The sequence below is a fragment of the Sphingomonas sp. 35-24ZXX genome (genome assembly GCF_000786215.1).
In the GTDB taxonomy this organism is placed as follows: domain Bacteria; phylum Pseudomonadota; class Alphaproteobacteria; order Sphingomonadales; family Sphingomonadaceae; genus Blastomonas.
Genome location: NZ_JROG01000018.1, coordinates 1 through 4570, shown reverse-complemented (window position 1 = coordinate 4570; position 4570 = coordinate 1). Strand labels below are relative to the sequence as shown.

Genomic DNA, 4570 nt, shown 5'->3' with positions numbered 1-4570 from the left:
CATCTACAAGCCCGAGCAGATGAAGGCGGCGGGCTTCCATTATGTCAGCGTTGGCCGCTAAAGCACTTTCATAATGTACGGAGGCTGGAGGTCCGTCCCTTTTTCATGATCGTGTGAACCATGGGGAGCCGCATTTCAGGCACCGGCGAGGGATTGGCGATCAGAGCACAGTACTCGCAGGGTTTGCAGGATCGGGTGCTGGTGCAGACGATGACGGCATGAACGTGCGGGAGGCTGCGGCAGTGTTTGAGGTGGGCGCAGCCTATACCTACAATACGCTAATCCGTCGGCGTCTGATCATCGACACACAAGCTAATCTCGTCGAGGCCGGCCACCGCGCAAACTGCAGTCAGAGCAAGAACTGGCGCGTGGGGCGCATATCTGTTCGTGCCCCCGGCGTTACATTGGCCGTCACCCAGAGCTGTTCGCAGGCGAAGCGCGGCGTTACGCTCAGCATCAGTGCCGGTTGGAATACCGTTTGCCATTTCGGCCTATTCTCTCGGAAAGTCCTGCGCGCCAGCAAGCAGGGTCGACCCGACATCGCAGCAAGGCGCCAGATGTCGAAGGCAGCGAAGCCCTTCATCGATCCAATGAGCCCCGCCTTTCTCGATGAGGCAGGCGTCAACACGAAAATGGCCCGATTCAGAGAGCCGCCTTCTGTGCCTGTGTCTGCCATATCCTCGCGCGCGCGCCTGAAAGACGGCGTTGTCCTTGTGCTCAACAATTTTCCGGCCCACAAGGTTGCAGGTGCCAGTGAGGCTACATCCAAGAAGCGAGCACCTATTTTATATCTGCAGCGCTACAGTGACCATCTGAACCAAATCAAAAGGGCAATTTCAAAGTTGAAAGCACTACTCCCTTATTATCAAAAAAGCATTATTAACGGCATTGACGAGTACATAGCCCGGCTTGTCTATCGTTTGATTTCCACAATGTGCTCCGACTTATTTCGTTATGCCGGATAATTACGGACACAATGAAAAAATCTTCAGTCAGAAGGCGTTTTTATGTATAACCACTTTAACGGTTCGCAGCAGGATCTGCAGGTCGCGGATCATCGACCAACCATCCAGATATTCTAAGTCGGCGCCTAGCCGGTTGCTCAGGTCCTCGCGCAGTACGGTCGCACCCCGGTATCCACGAACTTGCGCTAGGCCGGTGATCCCAGGCTTTATCGCATGGCGCAGCCAGTATCTCAGGTCGATTTCCCAGAATAAGGAGTCGCCGGCCCGTGAACCTAGCGCATGGGGGCGTGGGCCCACCAAGGACATGTCGCCTTGGATTACGTTGAACAACTGGGGCAGCTCGTCCAAGCTGGTTGCGCGGATCACGCGTCCGACGCGAGTGACGCGATCGTCGGACCGGGAGGACGACAGGCTGCCCGAATAATCTGTCTTCTCGTGATACATGCTGCGGAATTTGTAGACGTTGAACAGCCGATTGTGCCGCCCCATCCGCTGTTGCCGGAACAGGATGGGGCCGGGACTATCGATCCTCACCGCGATGGCTAATATCAGCAGTACCGGGCTTAGCGCTACGATCAGCGGGGCGGTGATCGCCAGGTCGAAGATCCGCTTCGAAATCCGGCCTGGCAGATCCAGCGGCCCGATGGACGCTTGCAGGGTGGGCCAAGGGGCAATGCTCGTCGGCTTGCGGGTGATAATGCCGTCCAGTTCAGGCATAATGAGCTCGCCGTTGCAGGCCACCGCTTGCAGGTAAAGCGCCCAAGCGCGACGTCGTTCGGCCCGGCAAGATACGACTACCCGATCGAATGGAGCGACCATACCAGAAAAATTATGTAATATCAGCGGGTTGTGCGCGTCCGGCCGTAGTTCGTAATCGGCGGCCGGGATAACGGTCCAACCCTCTGGCTCGGCAACGGGTTGATCGTCGATGATGAGCAGTTGCCGTAGTAGGCTGATGTGAAGGACATTCCTGATAAAGCGAACAAAGCCCACCCGCCCGATTGACAGCACGATAGGACCGATCGTCGCAGTAGTGAAGAACAGGCCTCGCGATAAAGTAGCTGAATCCTTAATCGTGAAGAACAGTAGAAGCACAAGAGCAAGAGCTGCCAGCCATGCATTGAGAAGGCGGACGACCGATGCATATCCGGATATGAGAGCTGATACTGAATAGTTTTTAGCGTAGAAGCTTGCAGCCAAAAACATGCCCGTGAACGCAACGAGCATACGCCAGTCATCGGCACGGATGGTAGTTGTTTTAATAATTTCATTAGCAAGGACGAAAGTAAAAAGTAAAAGAAGCGAGTCAAGCGCGCCCGCTAATAGTGCAATTACTAGGCGTGGCGGATTGCTCACTACACTTAATCGAGAGGTCGTCCGCTCATTACACTTATCAATCCCCAATAACGGCTGCGTCATATCAAAAAGTGCCTCATAGGTCTGCGCTTACCCACTTTTGGGGAATACGCTCAGTTTGATATTTACCAAAGTGCGCCCGCCGGTGTAGATTTCACATCTAAGTGTTTATGAGTCAATACAGATAATTATTCACCTGCGCCAACCTTGTCCAGCATTGGCGCAGCTTGCCAAAATGCGTCAATGCGGCTGATCGCACGGGCAACCTGCAGCTTTCGTATCATTACATTGGTTTATGGATCGCCACTGCCGAGCTCACCAGCAACGCAAGGAAGAGTTCAGACTGAATCATTTCAAAGGTCGATCCTAAATCGGGCATCAACGCCATGCCTTGATATCGATGATGGCACCTGCCCTCTTGCAGTACGTGCCGGTCAGCTGCTCTCGCATTGTGCAATAGGGCTATGCACCGTTGGTGAGACGATAGTTGAGCGCCGCGATTTGCTGATCCGTTTCGGTCGAGCTCGTGGCTTCATTAGTGTGACGATATCAATGAGGCAATTAGCTATAATGGTCCGATGCATCAACAAGTCTCTATATGTCACCACGATAACTTATTTGTGGAATAATTTATTTCATTTTCGCATTTTTTTTAAAAAAGTTCAATATAATTTGCAATATTATTGCTGCATCTGTGAAATCTATTGCTCGCCGGATGGCAAATGGATCGTTAGCTTTTTCCGCGCAGGCGTAGGATTGATACCGCACGCGCGAAAGAAGGTGTGGGCTGATGCCGATTGATCGTCCGAGTTGACGACTTTTCCGCGCAATCAGTGTGGCCGGACCCTAGTTCTGACGCAAAGTCCTGATCGCGGATGAGACCAGCGTCAGCGCGAACGCGAACGTCAGTGCCAATGTCGGCGTGCGCAGCGGATAATCGACCAGTGAATGCGCCAGCAGTCCGCTTGTCACGATTAGGCCGGTCCGGCATTCCAATCGCCGGATCGGATCGAGCAACCGGTTAGCCCACAACCCCTGTGACACTAGAACTACGCCTGCAGCCAGTGGGATCAACGCGAAAACGCCGGCCTCGACGATTGCCTCGATCCAGTCGTTATGGGCGTGATTCACGTAGAAAGGCTGCAGCTCATTGACTGGTTCGATCAGCGCGTACGCCGCAGGAAAAGTTCCGAGGCCGCTGCCCCATGGGATATATTGCCCCGCGAGGACTATCGATCGCTGCCAGATCGACCAGCGCAGGTCGCTGTCGATCATTGTCAGCCGTGATGCAGTGTCGCCTGACAGCGGAACGAACGCCACGAACGCCAGAAAGCTGACAATACCGATCGCGGCCAGGCCGCGCAGGGGCATCGCGCAGCGGGAGGAATGGCTCAACCCCCAGGCCGGCCGGGGCATGAACATGATGACGCCCAACGCCATCATGCCGCTGATGACTAATCCGGCACGCGACCCCGATAGTGCAATTAGCGCCAATGCTGGAGCCGCTAGGGCAGCGAACAGGCCTAGTTTGAGTTCCGCTGACAGGCGCTGGAGGCTTATCAGGGCTCCGGCGAACGTTAGGCAGCATCCCAGGAACAATGCGCCGTGGTTCCGGTTCGCGAACAGTCCGGGAGCGTGGGGGGCATGGCCTGAGTGGTAGAAATCAAACACGGCGCCGCCAGACACGTACTGCGTTGTCGAAACAATGACGCTGACCGCACCCATCGCTGCAAATAAAGCGTACAGTGCTTTGCGCTGGCGATACCGCACGCGGTGGAGCAGAAAACACGCAATGCTGAACACGGCGATCTGAAGGGCGGCGAAAGTCGTGGCCAAGTGATCGAGCGATATAGTCGCCTTAGCGTGGGGTGCGACGAGCGAGCGGACTGCAAGGGCGATCGACTGGCCCGGCGCGATAGCGATCATATCCACTGGAAGCGGTGTGATCTGAATAATGGCGAGTATGATCGGGAATAGTGCCAATACGGTTAACGCGAGTGGAAATTCTTGCCTGTATACAACTAGTCGCCACGTGGCGAGAGAACCGCTAAAGACGAGCCACAGTGCGAATGGAATGGCGCGCGTGTCTGGAACGAGGGTGGAACCGCCAAGCGAAAGCAGGACCGCTAGAAATACGATCTGAAAAAATGACCGCATCTGCGAGAACGCAACGATAGCTGCGTCTCTGTTTCCTAACTCAGCCACGGGGCGTTAACCTTGCAATGTAGGTAAATTCCGCCGGTTATTGC

The 4570-nt window shown here is 54.8% G+C and carries 4 protein-coding genes; 2 read left to right on the top strand and 2 right to left on the bottom strand.

The window, feature by feature from the left end:
• Positions 1-218: 218 nt before the first annotated feature.
• Positions 219-965: a transposase gene (locus tag LI72_RS19235; protein WP_052130301.1), complete on the top strand. Its 747-nt coding sequence runs from the start codon at positions 219-221 to the stop codon at positions 963-965.
• Between the two features lie 27 nt (positions 966-992).
• Here the strand turns inward: LI72_RS19235 and LI72_RS18550 are convergent, their stop codons facing one another.
• Positions 993-2384: a sugar transferase gene (locus LI72_RS18550; RefSeq protein ID WP_081985284.1), complete on the bottom strand. Its 1392-nt coding sequence runs from the start codon at positions 2382-2384 to the stop codon at positions 993-995.
• A gap of 180 nt (positions 2385-2564) precedes the next feature.
• Between LI72_RS18550 and LI72_RS20410 the strand changes: the two genes are divergently transcribed.
• Complete coding sequence (locus LI72_RS20410; RefSeq protein WP_197051977.1) at positions 2565-3122, top strand: hypothetical protein; 558 nt, start codon at positions 2565-2567, stop codon at positions 3120-3122.
• A gap of 45 nt (positions 3123-3167) precedes the next feature.
• On the opposite strand, the gene LI72_RS18545 is transcribed toward LI72_RS20410, so the two are convergent.
• Positions 3168-4247, bottom strand: a complete 1080-nt coding sequence (locus tag LI72_RS18545) for an O-antigen ligase family protein (protein WP_197051976.1) — start codon at positions 4245-4247, stop codon at positions 3168-3170.
• Positions 4248-4570 lie beyond the last annotated feature (323 nt).